This is a genomic window from Enterobacter sp. MG-EB028 (genome assembly GCF_056673305.1).
This window is the reverse complement of the sequence record NZ_CP195079.1, coordinates 3,284,006-3,298,500: the sequence shown is the minus strand read 5'-3', so window position 1 is coordinate 3,298,500 and position 14,495 is coordinate 3,284,006. Positions and strand designations below refer to the sequence as shown.

10 protein-coding genes are annotated in these 14,495 nt (G+C 55.4%); 7 read left to right on the top strand and 3 right to left on the bottom strand.

Annotated features, from left to right (window positions below):
- Nucleotides 1–7 precede the first annotated feature (7 nt).
- A complete protein-coding gene (rcsD, locus tag ACR42C_RS15610) occupies nucleotides 8–2,680 on the bottom strand; it encodes a phosphotransferase RcsD (RefSeq protein ID WP_479984306.1) in 2,673 nt (890 codons plus the stop codon).
- 743 nt (nucleotides 2,681–3,423) lie between these two features.
- On the opposite strand from rcsD, the gene ACR42C_RS15605 reads away from it, so the two are divergent.
- The 6 genes from ACR42C_RS15605 (at nucleotide 3,424) to mgtE (ending at nucleotide 10,792) form a co-directional block, all read left to right on the top strand.
- On the top strand, nucleotides 3,424–4,536 hold the full coding sequence (locus tag ACR42C_RS15605) for a porin OmpC (protein WP_080328581.1): 1,113 nt from the start codon (nucleotides 3,424–3,426) through the stop codon (nucleotides 4,534–4,536).
- 115 nt (nucleotides 4,537–4,651) lie between these two features.
- Entirely contained in the window at nucleotides 4,652–5,707 is a 1,056-nt protein-coding gene (apbE, locus tag ACR42C_RS15600) for an FAD:protein FMN transferase ApbE (RefSeq protein WP_316379355.1), read from the top strand.
- Nucleotides 5,708–5,779: 72 nt separating this feature from the next.
- Nucleotides 5,780–6,838 carry a bifunctional DNA-binding transcriptional regulator/O6-methylguanine-DNA methyltransferase Ada gene (gene ada, locus ACR42C_RS15595; RefSeq protein WP_479985203.1) on the top strand — a complete coding sequence of 353 codons (1,059 nt, stop codon included), beginning with the start codon at nucleotides 5,780–5,782 and terminating at the stop codon, nucleotides 6,836–6,838.
- Nucleotides 6,838–7,494 (top strand): DNA oxidative demethylase AlkB, encoded by a 657-nt coding sequence (gene alkB, locus ACR42C_RS15590; RefSeq protein WP_302218999.1) that lies wholly within the window; start codon nucleotides 6,838–6,840, stop codon nucleotides 7,492–7,494. Before ada ends, alkB begins: the two co-directional genes overlap by 1 nt.
- Before the next feature lie 69 nt (nucleotides 7,495–7,563).
- A complete protein-coding gene (locus ACR42C_RS15585; RefSeq protein ID WP_316379357.1) occupies nucleotides 7,564–9,207 on the top strand; it encodes a multidrug ABC transporter permease/ATP-binding protein in 1,644 nt (547 codons plus the stop codon).
- A 148-nt stretch (nucleotides 9,208–9,355) separates the two neighbouring features.
- Nucleotides 9,356–10,792: a magnesium transporter gene (gene mgtE / locus ACR42C_RS15580; RefSeq protein WP_116338632.1), complete on the top strand. Its 1,437-nt coding sequence runs from the start codon at nucleotides 9,356–9,358 to the stop codon at nucleotides 10,790–10,792.
- Here the strand turns inward: mgtE and ACR42C_RS15575 are convergent.
- On the bottom strand, nucleotides 10,755–12,044 hold the full coding sequence (locus ACR42C_RS15575) for a SulP family inorganic anion transporter (protein WP_316379664.1): 1,290 nt from the start codon (nucleotides 12,042–12,044) through the stop codon (nucleotides 10,755–10,757). The genes mgtE and ACR42C_RS15575 overlap by 38 nt on opposite strands.
- Nucleotides 12,045–12,232: 188 nt before the next feature.
- On the opposite strand from ACR42C_RS15575, the gene mqo reads away from it, so the two are divergent.
- Complete coding sequence (gene mqo, locus ACR42C_RS15570; protein ID WP_116338636.1) at nucleotides 12,233–13,882, top strand: malate dehydrogenase (quinone); 1,650 nt, start codon at nucleotides 12,233–12,235, stop codon at nucleotides 13,880–13,882.
- A gap of 101 nt (nucleotides 13,883–13,983) precedes the next feature.
- Here mqo and eco read toward each other — a convergent pair whose 3' ends face one another.
- A complete protein-coding gene (gene eco / locus ACR42C_RS15565; protein WP_479984305.1) occupies nucleotides 13,984–14,487 on the bottom strand; it encodes a serine protease inhibitor ecotin in 504 nt (167 codons plus the stop codon).
- Between the last annotated feature and the right edge of the window lie 8 nt (nucleotides 14,488–14,495).

The window sequence follows — 14,495 nt, the reverse complement described above, 5'->3', positions numbered from 1 at the left end:
TACCTTGCTACAGCAAGCTTTTGACGTAGGCGTCAATGTCGCTGATGTATTTTTCAATGCCAGAGGCATCTTTCTCACGAATTAGATGTTCCAGCGTTTCACATAACTGCTTGCCGGGAACCAGATTAAGCATGGCAAACACCCCTTTAAGCCGGTGTGCTGTCTGTGCCAGCGCTGCAAAATCATTCGCAGCGGACTCAGTATACAACCGCTTCACATCATCTGGTACTGTATCAACAAAGAGGGAATAGTATCCGCTGGCGTGAAGCTCGGCATTTTCATTGCCGCCTAACGGGGATTCCGTTATCTCTTCCTGCGCCAGCTGCTCTTCTATTAGTTGTAGTACAGCTTCCTGCATCGCATTGCTTATATTAAAGTTGACGCGCAGCTGGCCAGGGCCGATTTTCCGCACGCCTGACTCATCATCGCTTAAAAGCAAGCCCGAGGCAGTAAGATTAGACGGATTATCAGTTAAAAACAGATCAAATTCTTGACTTGCCAGCCTTTCATCCGGCGTGATGCAGGCCGCGCCCCAGTTTTCGAGCTGACGAACCACAATATTGCGGATCTCGTTTGAGGTCACATCCACCATCACCACGACATCATCCAGCAGGCGTTCTTCATCTTCTTCCTGCGGATTGGCGGCCATTTTCACGTGCAGAGAGTAACGCGTACCCAGTGATTCACGGGCCTTGATATTCAGATGGCCGCCGAGCTTACGCGCCAGCTGATCGCACAGCCAGAAGGTCAGGGCGTTAGCCTTGCCGTAATGATCGCTTTGCGTGTCATTCAGGAACGGGAAGTGCAGATTATCAATTTCACTCGCCGTGACGCCTTCCCCGGTGTCCAGGATACGGAACGTCAGGCGATCTTCCGCCGACTCGTCGGTGCTCACTTCAAGGGTTATCTTGCCGATCTGCGTGGTGGTCACGGCGTACTGAATAATCATCAGCAGAATACGACGCAGCGCCTCGCGGTCGCCGTGACGTTCGTCATTGGCGGGTAAATGGTTGTTGATCAGCAGCTGAAGCCCTTTGCGCTTAATGACGGGCAGGACTTCCGGAACCACTTCATCGATCAAATCCTGAATGGAGAAGAGAGAAGGGGTGCCTTTCCAGAAATCATTCTCCAGCATGTTCGCCAGCTGGATCTCATCCACCATGCGGACCAGCGAGTCGGCCTGGCAGGCGAGCTGATGGCTTTCAGGCGTGTTCAACGCCGCCGCCTGGGTCGCCAGCGTTTTTAACGGCTGCTTGAAGGCATCGCCAATGTTCTGCATAAATGCCGCGCGCCCCTGCTGGTTCTTCTCATACAGCCTTTGCGCCTGCTTGAGCTTTTTATTCACCAGCACTTCGCGATCCTGGTCGCGGATGATGAAGATTTGCGTGCGCGGGGCTACCTGGCTGCGGAACTGACGGATCTCGTACAGTTCATTGTTAATGGTGGCCTGAATGACTCCCTGGTGCTGATCCGCCATGGTGGTGATGTTCTGCAGGTTAAGGTGCGGCAGCAGATGGTCGGCAATTTTATTGCTCATTACCGTGCGATTCGCTTCCTGATCGTGAACTAACACCCCAAGCGGCAGCACGGAAACAATCTCTTCATTGAGCGCGCGCAACACGCGCAGCTCATTGGTATTGCCCGCGGAGACCGCAGACGCGTCGCTCTGGCGTCCAGGCTGGAAGCGGAAGGTGCTGTAGCCGAACAGCGCCAGCGCCAGCAGGCCGATATTCAGCAGCAGAGGTAGCAGAATATTTTGCAGGGTGTCGAGCAGCAGCGTGCCAAACGGTACCTGCCACACCAGACGCATGCCTGTTGAGTTCAGCGACGAGGCAATTTCAATTTTCGAGCCGTTAAAGGAAATTGTGACGCTCTCTGCGGCCTCTTTGTCAGACGCCGCACGCATGTTCTGGGTGCTGCTGTCGGGCTCCAGACGGAAGCTGTCGAGCGGCATATCCGGCGGGATCAAATCATTAATGGGTAAATCAAAGGCCACGACTGTCGCCAGATGTCCCGGCTGGTTAAAGGTGGTACGCAGGGTAAAATAGTGACCATTCTGCCATGCCAGCCGGCGCAGCGATGAGAAGCTCTCACGTTCATCAAGGGCGTTGGCCTGCTGCAGCATTTCTGCCCGGCGGGAGTCGACAATGCTGCCGACCGTCGTCTCTTTAAATCCGGAAGAGAGATCTTTCAACGGCAGCGTCGAGATCAGGATCATGCTGTTATCCTGACCGTTCAGATAGTACATCGACCACGGTACCGTTTCGGCGCCCCAGAGGGTATCCAGGTAGGTCGAAATACGCTGCGTCATCTCAAGGGTCGCGCTGTCGTGAGAGCCAAAGATAAGCGCTTCAGTCTTACGCTGCGGTTTTTCGAGGTAGTAGACGTCCTGCTTCAGCCGCGTCTCCTGAAGTCCATCCCCGGACGAACTGGCAGGCGCCGCGGCAATGTTGTCGTAAATCTGCCAGGTGGCGTAGCGCCAGGTATCAATGCGCTTGTGAACGGCATGAGTAATATCAACCACCTGATAGCTCTTATCCTTCAGCCAGGCGTTAACCGCGCTCTGCACCATCACGCCCATTGTGACTAACAGCACAACGATCAAAAGAAGAAAGAAACGGGTGATGCTCCCGGGAAGGAGGGAGAATTTGCTCGGGGCGGTAGTTTCAGTCTGACTCATTGATATCTTTAACCCGTGATGGTCGTGCTCTGTGGCGATAGGGCAGTATAAAGGGTAATAACTGAATTTCCAGCGCCACTGTCCTGGAACAGGCGACTTTTTCGATGGCCCGTACGGGAGATGAAGTGTGTGTTAAATGTGTACAAGCCGATGATGCGTGTACAAATAAAAAATGCTTTCGCGCATTAAATAGCACGAATTAACAAGAAATTAAGTTTTGTTCAAATTTTCGCATTCTGCGCGGAGGTGGGCGAGAATTTAGTTAATAGTCGTTACAATTTCGCTGCGGTAGCACAAAAAAAGAAAAGTTACGTAAAGAAGGGTAAAAAAAAACCGAATGCGAAGCATCCGGTTGAATTAGGGATAAACAGACATTCAAAGCTGAATGACGGTAATAAATAAAGTTAATGATGATAGCGAGAGTTATTTTAGAGATTGGAGTCGATCTTGTTTTGTCATTCAGTGCGGTAACGTTTTTTATTTTAACTTATTGATTTAGTTAGGTTGATTTTTCTTTTTGATTATAAGTGCTAAATTTCTAAGCTTTTTGTGCTTTGTAAAAGTTCCTTTTCATTTACATCTTGAAACATGTTGATAGATGAATGAAACATCTTCAAAGTTTTCGTATCATATTCGCATTGGATTATTCTGTAGTTTTGCGGAGAATGAAATTGCCGACTGGTTAATGAGGGTTAACCAGTAAGCAGTGGCAATTATAAGGCATATAACAGAGGGTTAATAAAATGAAAGTTAAAGTACTGTCCCTCCTGGTACCAGCACTGCTGGTAGCAGGCGCAGCAAATGCGGCCGAAATTTATAACAAAGATGGCAACAAATTAGATCTGTACGGCAAAGTTGATGGTCTGCACTATTTCTCTGACGACAAGAGTGCTGACGGCGACCAGACCTACATGCGTCTTGGCTTCAAAGGCGAAACTCAGGTTAACGATCAGCTGACCGGTTACGGCCAGTGGGAATACCAGATCCAGGGTAACACGACGGAAAGTGACAACCAGTCCTGGACGCGTGTGGCGTTTGCCGGTCTGAAATTCGCTGAAGCGGGTTCTTTCGATTACGGTCGTAACTACGGCGTGATCTACGACGTAACTTCCTGGACTGACGTTCTGCCAGAATTTGGCGGCGATACCTACGGCTCAGACAACTTCCTGCAGTCTCGTGCAAACGGCGTGGCGACCTATCGTAACCAGGACTTCTTCGGTCTGGTTGACGGCCTGAACTTTGCGCTGCAATACCAGGGTAAAAACGGCAGCGTAAGCGGTGAAAACGTCGGTGGACGCAGCCTGCTGAAACAGAACGGCGACGGCTACGGTGCTTCCGTAACCTATAACCTGGGCGAAGGCTTCAGCGTGGGTGGTGCGATGTCCTCCTCCAAACGTACCGCTGACCAGAACGCACCGGGCGTTTACGGTAACGGCGATCACGCAGAAGTCTATTCTGGCGGCCTGAAATACGATGCCAACAACATCTACCTGGCAGCGCAGTACTCACAGACCTACAATGCAACCCGCTTCGGTACCTCTAACGGCGACAGCCCGACTACCGCTTACGGCTTTGCTAACAAAGCGCAGAACTTCGAAGTGGTTGCTCAGTACCAGTTCGACTTTGGTCTGCGTCCATCCGTGGCTTACCTGCAGTCCAAAGGTAAAGACATCGAAGGTTACGGCGATCAGGATCTGCTGAAATATGTTGATGTAGGTGCGACTTACTACTTCAACAAAAACATGTCCACCTACGTGGATTACAAAATCAACCTGGTTGATGAAAATGAGTTCACCCGTCAGGCCGGCATCGGTACTGATGATATCGTCGCGCTGGGTCTGGTTTACCAGTTCTAATCGCGTCATCGTATAACTTAAGGGGCCTGATGGCCCCTTTTTTGTGCTTTTTTTGGGCCTCACAATGCAACCGTTTTGGTGTACTCTTGCCGCCCTGGCATGAGGATAATAATGAATGGACATGACTTTTTTACGCGCCAGCTTTCTGGCTATGCTTTTTTTCCTGACCGCGTGTGATGAACCCGCGCCCGTGGCGAAAACCGATGCACCCGCCGCGACGGTGCTTGAAGGCAAAACGATGGGCACCTTCTGGCGCGTCAGCGTGATGGGCCTGGACAAAACGCGCGCTGATGAACTTCGCGGCAAAATCCAGTCTCAGCTGGATGCCGACGATCAGCTGCTCTCAACCTATAAAAATGACTCGGCGCTGATGCGCTTCAATCTCTCCACCAGTACCTCCCTGTGGCCGGTGAGCGAAGCGATGGCCGATATCGTCACTGAATCGATGCGCGTGGGATATAAAACCAACGGCGCGATGGACGTCACCGTCGGTCCCCTGGTGAATCTCTGGGGATTTGGTCCCAACAAACAGCCGGTGACCACGCCGGACAGTGCGGCTATTGATGATGCCCGCGCCCGGACAGGGCTACAGCATCTGACGGTCATCAACCAGTACGGTCAGCAGTATCTGCAAAAGGATATTCCCGATCTGTTTGTCGATCTGTCGACGGTAGGGGAAGGCTACGCGGCGGATCACCTTGCCGCGCTGATGATGCAGGAAGGGATTTCGCGCTACCTGGTCTCCGTGGGCGGCGCGTTAGTTAGCCGGGGCATGAACGCCAGCGGTAAACCGTGGCGCGTGGCGATTCAAAAACCGACCGATCGGCAAAACGCCGTACAGGCCATTGTGGATATCAACGGACACGGCATCAGCACTTCCGGGAGCTACCGTAACTATTACGAACTCGACGGGAAGCGTATTTCGCACGTGATTGACCCTCAGACCGGACGTCCCATCACGCATAACCTGGTCTCGGTGACCGTGATTGCACCGACTGCGCTGGAAGCCGATGCCTGGGATACCGGCCTGATGGTTCTCGGCCCGGAAAAAGCTAAAGAGGTGGTTCGTCAGGAAGGGCTTGCAGTTTACATGATCACTAAAGAAGGCGACGGATTCAAAACCTGGAGCTCGCCGCAGTTCAACAGCTTCCTGGTGAGCGACAAAAATTAAAAAGCAAGGTTGCGGGTTTTTTATCACTGGCACTCGGGCACGCTAAAGGTATGCTTGTAAGAGGAGCTGATGATGAAAAATCCAACCTACATGAACGATGAGGATCGCTGGCAGGCCGTTCTGGCTCGCGATCCGCGCGCTGACGATCGGTTTGTTTTTGCCGTGCAGACGACGGGGATTTTCTGCCGCCCGTCCTGCCGTGCCCGTCACGCGCTGCGTAAAAATGTCTGCTTTTATCCTGATGTCCAGCATGCCATTCAGGCAGGGTTTCGTCCGTGCAAGCGCTGTATGCCGGACAAACGCGATCCGCAGCAGCAGAAGCTGGCGAAAGTGGAGCATGCCTGTCGCCTTTTGGAGCAGGATCCCGCGCTGACGCTTGAAGGTCTGGCGCAGCAGGTCGCCATGAGTCCTTTCCATTTCCACCGGCTGTTTAAATCCATTACCGGGATGACGCCAAAAGCCTGGCAGCAGGCGGCGCGGGGGCAGCGTCTGCGCACGGCGCTTGCGCAGGGAAACAAAATTACCGATGCCGTGCTGGCGGCAGGTTTTCCCGACAGCAGCAGCTATTACCGCAAAGCCAACGACGCGCTGGGAATGACGGCGAAACAGTACCGCAAAGGTGAGGTACCGGTGCAGTACGCCATCGACGACTGTTCATTAGGACGCTGTCTGGTCGCTGAAAGCGAGCGGGGGATTTGCGCGATACTGCTGGGCGACAGCGATACCGAATTAGCCCAAGAGTTGGCGACGCTGTTTCCAAACGCTGAGCCTGCTCCACGTGAAGATGCCTTCGCTCAGCGTCTCCGTCAGGTCATTGCCAGTATTGATAACCGCGCGGTGCCGCTGACCCTGCCGCTGGATATACGCGGAACCGCGTTCCAGCAGCGGGTATGGCAGGCTCTGCGGGACATCCCCAGCGGGGAAACGGCCAGCTATCAGCAGGTGGCGCAGGCGATTGGCCAGCCCAATGCGGTGCGTGCCGTCGCCGGTGCCTGCGCGGCAAACAGGCTGGCGATTGTGATCCCCTGTCATCGCGTGGTTCGTAACGACGGCGCGCTGTCGGGCTATCGCTGGGGTGCGGCGCGAAAAGCGCTATTACTGAAACGTGAGGCAAAACGCCGGGAGGGATAATGCTCGATCTTTTTGCGGATGCTGAACCCTGGCTGGAGCCGCTTGCGCCGGGAGCGACGATCCTGCGCCGCTTCGCACTCTCCCGCGCACAGGCATTGCTTGCCGGCATAGAAGAGGTGACGGCCGTTTCACCGTTTCGCCATATGGTAACGCCGGGCGGCTACACCATGTCGGTGGCCATGGCCAACTGCGGGGAACTGGGGTGGGCCACGAACGCGCGGGGCTATCTCTATGCCCCCAACGATCCCGCCACCGGCCAGCCGTGGCCGCCGATGCCTGCAGTTTTTCAGACTCTCTGCCACGAAGCTGCCGTTGCAGCGGATTATCCTGACTTTCGGCCGGATGCCTGCCTGATTAACCGCTACGCCATCGGCGCGAAGCTCTCCCTGCATCAGGACAAAGATGAACCCGATCTGCGTGCGCCTATCGTCTCGGTATCGCTGGGCCTGCCCGCCGTCTTCCAGTTTGGCGGTCTACGCCGCAACGATCCGCTCAAGCGCATCATGCTGGAACATGGTGACGTGGTGGTGTGGGGCAGGGAGTCGCGGCTGTACTATCACGGCATTCAGCCCCTGAAGCCCGGGGTTCATCCCCTTACTGGCGAGTACCGCTATAATCTGACTTTCCGTCAGGCGGGGTTTAGCAAACAAAAATAAGAATTATTCTTGATGTCCGCGCAGGGCAGTTTACACTGCTGGCTGATTTTTATTGTCCGGATTGCCTGCATGCAACTACTTCTCCTTGTCTGGCGTCAGTACCGCTGGCCCTTCATTGCCGTAATGGCCTTAAGCCTTGCCAGCGCCGCGCTGGGTATTGGCCTGATCGCGTTTATAAACGTGCGGCTGATCGAAATGGTTGATACCTCACTCTCGGTACTGCCGGAGTTTCTCGGCCTGCTGCTGCTGTTGATGGCGGTTACGCTTGGTTCTCAGCTGGCGCTGACCGCGCTTGGGCACCATTTCGTTTTCCGCCTGCGCAGCGAGTTCATCAAGCGGATCCTGGATACCCAGGTAGAGCGTGTGGAACAGCTCGGCAGCGCTTCCCTGCTGGCGGGGCTGACCAGCGACGTGCGCGCCATTACCATCGCGTTTGTCCGCCTGCCGGAGCTGGTGCAGGGGATCATCCTGACCTTTGGCTCTGCCGCCTATCTCGCCTGGCTCTCCACTAAAATGCTGGCGGTGACCGCCCTGTGGATTGCCATCACCATCTGGGGCGGCTTTATGCTGGTGTCGCGCGTCTATAAGCACATGGCGGTCCTGCGCGAAACGGAAGATAAGCTCTATAACGATTATCAGACGGTGCTGGAAGGGCGCAAAGAGCTGACTCTCAACCGCGAGCGCGCCGAGCATATTTTCAATCATCTTTATATTCCGGACGCGCGCGAATACCGGCACCACATCATTCGCGCCGATACCTTCCACCTGAGCGCGGTGAACTGGTCCAACATTATGATGCTGGGCGCCATTGGCCTGGTATTCTGGATGGCGAACAGCCTGGGCTGGGCGGATACCAACGTGGCGGCGACCTACTCGCTGACGCTGCTGTTTTTACGTACGCCGCTGCTCTCGGCCGTTGGCGCACTGCCTACGTTACTCAGCGCACAGGTGGCGTTTAATAAGCTCAAAAAATTCGATCTCGCGCCGTTCAAAGCCGAATTCCCGCGCCCGCAGGCCTTCCCGAACTGGCAGACCCTGGAGCTACGCGACGTGATGTTCCGCTATCAGGACAACGCCTTCTCCGTGGGGCCAGTCAACCTGACGATTCACCGCGGTGAACTGCTGTTCCTCATCGGCGGCAACGGCAGCGGAAAATCCACGCTGGCGATGTTGCTCACCGGACTTTACCAGCCGCAGTCGGGCGAAATCCTGCTGGACGGTAAGGCGCTGAGTGCAGAGAAGCCCGAGGATTACCGCAAGCTTTTCTCGGCGGTGTTCACCGATGTCTGGCTGTTTGACCAGTTGCTGGGGCCGGAAGGACAGCAGGCCAATCCGGCGCTGGTTGAAAAATGGCTGACGCAGCTGCAGATGGCGCACAAGCTGGAGCTTCAGGACGGAAAAATCCTCAACCTCAAGCTCTCCAAGGGGCAGAAGAAGCGCGTGGCGCTGCTGCTGGCGCTGGCGGAAGAGCGTGACATCATCCTGCTGGATGAGTGGGCGGCGGATCAGGATCCGCACTTCCGCCGCGAGTTTTATCAGGTGCTGCTGCCGCTGATGCAGGAGATGGGCAAGACCATTTTCGCCATCAGCCACGACGATCACTACTTCATTCATGCCGACCGTCTTCTGGAGATGCGTGACGGCAAGCTGAGCGAGCTGACTGGTGAAGAGCGCGATGCGGCCTCGCGTGACGCGGTGGCGCGTACGGCCTGATGCCCTCACCCTAACCCTCTCCCACAGGGAGAGGGGATAGATCGTGGCTCTAATGAAGCTTTTTTCTCCACCTCGCCCCGTTGTTTATTCTTATTTACATATCCCCGCGCTATGCTTAACCCCAACTCATTTAATGGATTTATGATTGATGTCGGTATTAAAGAAAAACAGCGCCAGGCAGCGTGACCAGGAGCGTGCGCGACTCATCTGGCTTCTCACGACCGATAAAGCGGTCACTTCTACGCTATTAGGCAAACTGACCCTGGCTGAGCAATATGATGTCGGCACACTGGCCGACGATATTGCTGAGGTAGGTGCGCTGGTTGCTCATTTACCGCCGCCGGATCTGGCGGATACCCTGGAAGCGCTTCCTTCGGAAGAGCGTCACGCCCTCTGGCGCCTGGTGCAGGATCACGAGCGCGGCCAGGTCCTGCTTGAAGCCTCGGAAAACGTCTGGGACGACCTGATCGACGAGATGAGCGACCGGGACATCCTCGACGCCCTGCAAACCCTGGATATCGACGAGCAGATTTACCTTGTACAGCACCTGCCGCGTAACCTGACCGGTCGCCTGCTGGCGTCTCTGCCCGCCGATGAACGCGCGCGCGTGCGCCAGGTGATGCACTACGAGAAAAACAGCGTTGGCGCGATTATGGAGTTTGGCGTTATCACGGTACGTCCGGACGTCACGCTGGGTACCGTGCAGCGCTACCTGCGCCGCCTGGGCAGGATGCCGGATAACACCGATAAACTGTTTGTTACCTCGCGGGACAAAACCCTGCTCGGCGAGCTGGAGCTGAAAACCATCCTGCTCAACAGCACCCAGCGGAAGGTGAGCGAGGTGATGGAAAACGAGCCGATGGTCTTCTCCCCGGAAGACGACGCGGAAAAAGCGGCGCGTACCTTTGAACGTGATGACCTTGTGAGTGCGGCGGTCGTAGACTCCGTCGGCAAGCTGATGGGGCGTCTGACCATTGATGAGATCGTTGATGTGGTCTACGAAGAAACCGACAACGACCTGCGCGCGCTCGGGGGGATCAGCGCCGAAGATGACGTCCATGCCTCCGTCGGCAAGGCGGTAAAAACCCGCTGGGCGTGGCTGGCTATTAACCTGTGTACCGCCTTTATCGCCTCCCGCGTAATTGACGGCTTTGAACACACCATTTCGCAGCTGGTGGCGCTGGCCTCGCTGATGCCGATTGTGGCCGGGATTGGCGGCAACACCGGAAACCAGACCATCACCATGATCGTCCGCGCGCTGGCGCTGGAAAATATTCAGCCCGGTAATTTTGCCTTTCTGATCTTCAGGGAGATGGGCGTGGCGCTGATCAACGGCCTGGTGTGGGGCGGCATTATGGGCGGCATCACCTGGTGGCTGTATGACGATATGGCCTTAGGCGGGGTGATGATGCTGGCGATGGTGCTGAATTTACTGGTGGCATCGATGATGGGCGTTATTATCCCGCTGACGATGACCAAACTGGGGCGCGACCCCGCGGTGGGGTCGAGCGTGATGATCACCGCCATCACCGATACCGGCGGTTTCTTTATTTTTCTTGGGCTGGCAACGGTTTTTCTGCTTTAACCCGACGCTTAATCCGGGCGGGGATCAGTGCCATGACGATAATCCCGCCCAGTACGCCAATCGCCAGGTTGCCAGTTAAAACCGTTGCGGCAACGGTCACCAGCATCACCACCGTTTCGGCAATCGGGGCATTTTTTATCGTGGCGGGCTGAAGGCTGTGCCAGCTGAAGGTTTTGACGGCGACGATCGCCATAATCCCCGCCAGCACCGCCATCGGGATTTTCGCCATGACTTCACTGAGTGCCGTCACCAGGATCAGCAGCACGATGCCCGCCGCAAGGGTTGAAATACGGCTTCGCCCTTTCCCCATCTCCACGTTAACGATGGTTTGTCCGATCATCGCGCAGCCCGCAATGCCGCCGTAAAAACCGGCCAGAATATTGCCGACGCCCAGCCCGATGCTCTCACGGCGTTTGCTCGATGGCGTTACGGTCAGTTCATCCACCAGCTTTGCCGTCAGCAGGGATTCCAGCAGACCGACGAAGGCAATACTCAAGGCGCACGGCCAGATGATGCTCAGCGTCTGTACGTTAAGCGGTACCAGCAGCTCGGTAAACCCCGGCAAACCACCGCTCATGGAGCCTTCATCGCCCACGGTCGGCAGGACCTGGCCGGTTGAAACGGTGAACAAGGTTAACAGCACGATCGCAATCAGCGGGGAAGGGATGCTTTTGATATAGCGCGGCACCCACAGCACGATCAGCAGCGTCAGCACGAAAAGGCCCACAATCAGCGGGCTTCGGCTCCAGAAATGCGGCACCTGAGCGAAGAAGATCAGAATCCCCAGGGCGTTAACAAACCCCGTCATGACCGACTGGGGAATAAAGCGCATGAGTCTTGCCATGCCCAGCACGCCGAACAGAATTTGTATCACACCAGCCATCAGCACGGCGGGAAGAATGTACTGTACGCCGTGCTGATGCACCATTGGGCCAATGACCAGCGCTACGGAACCGGCGGCTGCCGTGACCATCGCCGGACGACCTCCCAACACGGAGAGAACAAGGCACAGCACTACGGAGGCGATCAGGCTGACTTTTGGGTCAACGCCTGCGACTACGGAAAAAGAGATCACTTCCGGGATCAGGGCCAGGGCGGTAATAACGCCCGCCAGCGTTTCACGCGTCAGCTGCTTAGGGGAACGCAGTACGTTGGCTACGCGGTCTTCGGGGGATACAGCAGAATGGGGTAAGGACATAACAGTTCGCTGGTTAGGGCAGGCTTCCGTGCGCGCGATCACAAAGTGCAGCATAGTAGCCATAAATTCCCCCTATTGCCAGCTGCGCCCCGCAATCCCCTACAAACAATCCATCATTAAATTTCACAATTACAATAATTTCGTAACCTTTAAACAATATTTAAAAGTTGTTACCGTGCCCACGCAGCTTTTTTCACCTGCACTTTCCACGCATCAAGCACTTTTACACTAAGGCATAAATTATGAAAAAAATGACTGCCATGCTCTTTTCTCTGGCCGTTGGGCTCAGCGCCGTCTCGATGGCAGCGAAAGCAGACGCACCAAAAGAGCAGGAAACGGACGTCCTTTTAATTGGTGGCGGTATCATGAGCGCCACGCTGGGAACCTATCTGCAGGAACTGCAGCCGGACTGGTCTATGACCATGGTCGAGCGCCTCGATGGCGTGGCGCAGGAGAGTTCGAACGGCTGGAATAACGCCGGTACCGGGCATTCGGCACTCATGGAACTGAACTATACGCCGCAGAAAAAGGACGGTTCCATTAGTATCGAGAAGGCGGTAGAGATCAACGAAGCATTCCAGATCTCGCGCCAGTTCTGGTCTCACCAGGTCAACAGCGGCGTGATGCACGACCCGCACTCCTTCATCAACACCGTACCGCACATGAGCTTTGTGTGGGGCGAGCAGAACGTGAATTTCCTGCGCGCGCGTTACGCTGCGCTGCAGCAGAGCACCCTGTTCCGCGGGATGAAATACTCCGAAGACCACGCGCAGATCAAAGAGTGGGCCCCGCTGGTCATGGAAGGTCGCGATCCAAACCAAAAAGTGGCGGCGACCCGTACCGAAATCGGGACCGACGTGAACTACGGTGAAATTACCCGTCAGCTGGTGGCGTCCCTGAAGAAAAAAGAGAACTTCAACCTGCAGCTCAGCACCGAAGTGCGCGGCTTTAAGCGCAATGCGGACAACAGCTGGAGCGTGACGGTTGCCGATCTGAAAAACAATGAAGCCGAGCACGTCATTAAGGCCAAATTTGTCTTCATCGGTGCGGGCGGCGCGGCGCTGAAGCTGCTGCAGGAGTCCGGTATTCCTGAAGCTGACGACTACGCGGGCTTCCCGGTCGGCGGCCAGTTCCTGGTATCCGAGAACCCGGAAGTAGTGAATCGTCATCTGGCAAAAGTGTACGGTCAGGCTTCCGTAGGGGCGCCACCGATGTCCGTACCGCACATTGACACCCGTATGCTGGACGGTAAACGCGTGGTGCTGTTCGGACCGTTCGCGACCTTCTCCACAAAGTTCCTGAAAAACGGCTCCCTGTGGGATCTGCTGAGCGCAACCACCACCTCTAACGTCAAGCCGATGATGGACGTGGGTCTGGATAACTTCGACCTGGTAAAATACCTGATCAGCCAGGTGATGCTCTCTGACGACGAACGCTTCGAGGCGCTGAAAGAGTACTATCCGCAGGCGAAGAAAGAAGACTGGCGTCTGTGGCAGGCGGGTCAGCGTGTGCAGATCATCAAGCGCGATCCGAAAGAGGGCGGCGTACTGCGTCTGGGTACCGAAGTGGTGAGCGATAAGGATGGCACGATTGCCGCGCTGCTGGGCGCGTCACCGGGTGCGTCTACCGCTGCGCCAATCATGCTGCACCTGATGGAAAAAGTGTTTAAAGACAAAGTTGCCAGCCCGGAATGGCAGGCGAAGCTGAAAACCATTATTCCATCGTACGGCACGAAGCTGAACGGTAACGTGGATGCGACGGAGCAGGAGCTGGAATACACCAGCCGCGTATTGCAGTTGCAGTACGTGAAGCCGCAGGCTGCGGATGCTGCGCCAAAAGCGGAGCTGAAGCCTCAGCCGGAAAACAAACCGGTTGCGGATATCGCGCTGTAAGGTAAAAGCAAAACGGTAACATTCGTTACCGTTTTTAGTGTTTTCTCCCTCTCCCGGTGGGAGAGGGGTCGGGTAAGGCGAAGCCGCCACCCGACTTATATTCAACGTACTACGGCTTGACCGACAGTCTCATCTGCCTTCCAGACGCGATATTTCACTTCCACGTTTTCAGGCGTATACACCACGATCGGCAACTTGCTGTTGTAGCGCAGCAGGCTGTTGTCGCCCAGATAGGCCGTCACAAATTTCTTCTCTTTCTTGCCGTCAGGGCAGGCCATCATGGTGGAAACCGGAGAGGTGACTTTATCAAAGACGTAATAGTCGTAACCCCAGCCTTCCAGGGTTTTGCTTTCCAGCTGACCGCCAAGACGGTGCTGATTGCAGTCTACTTCCAGCGTCTTGCCAATTAACAGTTCCACTTTGTAATTCGCTTCGTCCTGCTGAACCGGCAGCTGAATCACCTGACGCTTCATGCCTTTTTCCGCTTGCGGATAGGGGGCAACTTTTTCCAGCGGCTGCGCTTTTTGGGCGTCGCTGGCGAAAGCGCTGGTGCTGACGCTCGCGGCAGCGAGAAGCGCGATGGCAAATTTAGGTGCGTTTTTCATTGTCATTC

Excerpts from the sequence above, each read along its gene's own strand:
- mqo (WP_116338636.1), top strand. The coding sequence starts at position 12,233 with ATGAAAAAAATGACTGCCATGCTCTTTTCTCTGGCCGTTGGGCTCAGC.
- mgtE (WP_116338632.1), top strand. The coding sequence starts at position 9,356 with ATGTCGGTATTAAAGAAAAACAGCGCCAGGCAGCGTGACCAGGAGCGT.
- ACR42C_RS15585 (WP_316379357.1), top strand. The coding sequence starts at position 7,564 with ATGCAACTACTTCTCCTTGTCTGGCGTCAGTACCGCTGGCCCTTCATT.
- ACR42C_RS15575 (WP_316379664.1), bottom strand. The coding sequence starts at position 12,044 with ATGCTGCACTTTGTGATCGCGCGCACGGAAGCCTGCCCTAACCAGCGA.
- eco (WP_479984305.1), bottom strand. The coding sequence starts at position 14,487 with ATGAAAAACGCACCTAAATTTGCCATCGCGCTTCTCGCTGCCGCGAGC.
- ada (WP_479985203.1), top strand. The coding sequence starts at position 5,780 with ATGAAAAATCCAACCTACATGAACGATGAGGATCGCTGGCAGGCCGTT.
- ACR42C_RS15605 (WP_080328581.1), top strand. The coding sequence starts at position 3,424 with ATGAAAGTTAAAGTACTGTCCCTCCTGGTACCAGCACTGCTGGTAGCA.
- alkB (WP_302218999.1), top strand. The coding sequence starts at position 6,838 with ATGCTCGATCTTTTTGCGGATGCTGAACCCTGGCTGGAGCCGCTTGCG.
- apbE (WP_316379355.1), top strand. The coding sequence starts at position 4,652 with ATGGACATGACTTTTTTACGCGCCAGCTTTCTGGCTATGCTTTTTTTC.
- rcsD (WP_479984306.1), bottom strand. The coding sequence starts at position 2,680 with ATGAGTCAGACTGAAACTACCGCCCCGAGCAAATTCTCCCTCCTTCCC.